Annotated in this window: 2 protein-coding genes and 1 pseudogene; 2 read left to right on the forward strand and 1 reads right to left on the reverse strand. The window is 73.7% G+C overall.

The window, feature by feature from the left end:
* On the forward strand, nucleotides 1-1,106 hold a 1,106-nt coding region (eutB, locus tag I53_RS18705; protein ID WP_043353411.1), incomplete at its 5' end, for an ethanolamine ammonia-lyase subunit EutB.
* The gene (eutC, locus tag I53_RS18710) at nucleotides 1,103-1,885 is read left to right on the forward strand and encodes an ethanolamine ammonia-lyase subunit EutC (RefSeq protein ID WP_043353413.1); all 783 of its coding nucleotides are present in this window, start codon (nucleotides 1,103-1,105) and stop codon (nucleotides 1,883-1,885) included. The genes eutB and eutC, both read left to right, overlap by 4 nt.
* A 32-nt stretch (nucleotides 1,886-1,917) precedes the next feature.
* On the opposite strand, the pseudogene I53_RS34055 reads toward eutC, so the two are convergent.
* Nucleotides 1,918-2,673, reverse strand: a pseudogene (locus I53_RS34055) (amidase); the annotation flags it as partial.

Below are 2,673 nucleotides of genomic sequence, written 5' to 3' on the forward strand. Positions count from 1 at the left end.
CTGCTCTCCCCGCCGCCGACGCGCAGGCGCTCGCCGCCCTCTCGCCCGTTCTCACGCCCGAGATGGTCGCGGCGGTCTCCAAGATCTGCCGGCTGCAGGACCTCGTCGCCGTCGCCGCCAAGCGGCCGGTCGTGACGCGCTTCCGCTCCACGATCGGCCTGCCCGGACGCCTTGCCACCCGCAACCAGCCGAACCATCCGACCGACTCGTCCGAGGGCATCCTGATCTCGGCCCTCGACGGCCTGCTGATGGGCTCGGGCGACGCGGTCATCGGCGTGAACCCGGCCACCGATTCCCTGCCGGACTACATCCGCATCGTCGAGCTTCTGGAGACCCTGCGGCTGCGCCTCGACGTGCCGATCCAGCATTGCTGCCTCGGCCACGTCACCGTGGCGATCGAGGCCATGGCGAAAGGCGCGCCTGTCGACCTCGTGTTCCAGTCGGTGGCGGGCTCGCAGAAGGCCAATGCCGGCTTCGGCGTCGACCTCGCCGTCCTGCGCGAGGCCTCGGAGGCGGCGCGGGCGCTGGGCCGCTGCCCGGCGGGCGGCCAGGTCATGTATTTCGAGACCGGCCAGGGCTCGGCCCTTTCGGCCGACGCCCATTGGGGCGTCGACCAGCAGACCATGGAGGCGCGCGCCTACGCGGTGGCGCGCGAGTTCGACCCGCTCCTCGTCAACACGGTCGTGGGCTTCATCGGCCCCGAATACCTGTACGACGGCAAGCAGATCATCCGGGCCGGGCTGGAGGACCACTTCTGCGGCAAGCTGCTCGGCCTGCCGATGGGCGTGGACGTCTGCTACACCAACCACGCCGATGCCGACGGCGAGGACATGGACGCGCTCCTGACCCTGCTGTGCGCAGCCGGCGTCAACTTCGTCATCACCGTGCCGGGGGCGGACGACGTGATGCTGAACTACCAGTCGCTGTCCCACCACGACGCGGTCTTCGCCCGCGAGACCCTGGGCCGTCCGCCGGCCCCGGAATTCGAGGCGTGGCTCCGGGACGTGCGCATCACGGACGCGCAGGGCCGGCTCACCAGCGCCACGGGCGTGCTGCCCCCGGCCCTCGCCGCGGCCTCCCGGCTCCTGCCCGGGCGGGCCGCGTGAGCGACCCGGCGAAGCCGGTCAAGCCGGGCACCCCGACGCTGCGCGATCTGCGCGGGCTGACCCAGGCCCGCATCGCCCTGGGCGCGCACGGCGCCGGCCTTCCCACCGGCGCGGCGCTCGCCTTCGGCCTCGACCATGCCCGCGCCCGCGAGGCGGTCTGGACGCCCCTCGACGCGGCCGCGATCGGCGCAGCGCTGCGGGCCCAGGGCCTGGAGTCGGTGGAGGTCCGCTCCGCCGTGTCCGACCGGACGGAGTACCTGCGCCGGCCGGACCGGGGCCGCAGCCTCGCTCCGGAATCCGCCACGGTGCTCGACGGTCACGGGCCGGGCTTCGACGTCGCCATCGTGATCGCGGACGGGCTCTCGGCGACGGCGGTCGCGCTGAACGCGGTCCCCGCCGCCACGGCGCTCGCGGCGCGGGTGCGCCGGGCGGGCTGGAGCCTCGCCCCGGTGGTCGTCGCGAGCCAGGGGCGGGTGGCGATCGGCGATCCCATCGGGGCGCGGCTGGGGGCGCGCTGCGTCGTGGTGCTAATCGGGGAGCGGCCGGGCCTGTCGGCCTCGGACAGCCTCGGCTGCTACGTCACGTTCGGCCCGGAGCCGGGGCTGCCCGATTCCCGGCGCAACTGCATCTCGAACATCCGGGAGGGCGGCCTTTCGGTCGAGGCGGCCGCCGGGCAGATGGAGGCGCTGCTGCGGGCGATGCTGGCCCAGGGCACCAGCGGCGTCGCGCTGCGCCGGGAGGATCCCGCCGAGCCGACGCCGGCTCTGCCGGCCGGGTAGCCCCGCCGCCTTCACGGCGGGGCGCTATCCCTTCAAGCCCGGAGGTCGGGGGCCGCGCGGTGGCGGGTCGCCTGCTCGTAATCGTAGGCGAGCCCGAGGAGGTCGGCCTCGCTCCAGAGCGGCCCGACGAAGATCAGGCAGAAGGGCGAGCCCGAGGCGTAGCGGCCGGCCGGCACGACCACGCCCGGCAGCCCGGCGATGTTGATCTCGCACACGGTGGTCTCGTGGATCGTCTCCGACCCGTGCAGGGCCGGCACCGCGTCGCGGGTCTGAGGGAAGACCAGGGCGTCGAGACCCTGCTCCGCCATGACCGCGGTGAAGATGTCGAGGTAGCGCTCGCGCGCCGCCAGGAAATCCGAGAGATCCGGCGGGGCGAGGGGATCCGCGCGACAGGCCGCGAAGGCCGGCACCTGATTCATCCAGTCGAGGACGCCGCCCGGGGCCAGGGGATCTTCCGCCTTCGTGGCGGCATCGAATTCGGCGAGGGTCCGGTAGGCGGCCTGCGGACCGAGCCGTTGCAGATAGTGGTGGAGGTCGTAGAGCACGCTCTCGATGCCCCGGGCATCGTAGTGATCGAGGCCGGCGACGGGCTGGCCGAGGTCCGCGAAGCCGCTGCCCGCGAAGGGATCGGCCACCAGGGTGGCGCCCCGTGCGGCAATCTCATCCTGGGCCCGGGCGTAGAGCTGGATCGTCTCCGCGGAGAGGGCCCGGTCGCGCCAGCCCGGCCCGTAGAGCCCCGAGCGTTTTGCCCGCAGGGCCGTCTCGGAGAGCTTGGCAGCGTAACCGCC

Origin of the sequence: Methylobacterium sp. B1, from assembly GCF_000333255.1 — a bacterium.
In the GTDB taxonomy this organism is placed as follows: Bacteria; Pseudomonadota; Alphaproteobacteria; order Rhizobiales; family Beijerinckiaceae; genus Methylobacterium; species Methylobacterium fujisawaense.